This is a genomic window from Sporosarcina koreensis (genome assembly GCF_001531445.1).
Taxonomy (GTDB): domain Bacteria; phylum Bacillota; class Bacilli; order Bacillales_A; family Planococcaceae; genus Sporosarcina; species Sporosarcina koreensis_C.
In genome coordinates this window covers 1-243 of sequence record NZ_LQYA01000283.1, presented here as the reverse complement: position 1 = coordinate 243, position 243 = coordinate 1, and the positions used below count along the sequence as shown (strand labels likewise).

Below are 243 nucleotides of genomic sequence, written 5' to 3'. Positions count from 1 at the left end.
GCATAAAAAATACAATGCCCACTGACATTAGTATAATTCCTACAATATCAAAATGACCTTTTATCCTTACTTCTTTTTTCAACAATGTAATAAGGAACGGAACAGTGATAATTGTCATCATTGGAATGAGCAGAAGATAAGACCAATGGATAAAATGAGCTATCATTCCACCAATAGCTGGACCGATACCTTCTCCCATAGCTACTATGGAGCCAATAAGACCAAACGCTTTACCCCTATTTT

1 pseudogene is annotated in these 243 nt (G+C 35.8%); it reads right to left on the bottom strand.

Annotated elements, in window-relative coordinates:
- A pseudogene (locus AWV70_RS21960) lies at window positions 1–243 on the bottom strand (tetracycline efflux MFS transporter Tet(L)); the annotation flags it as partial.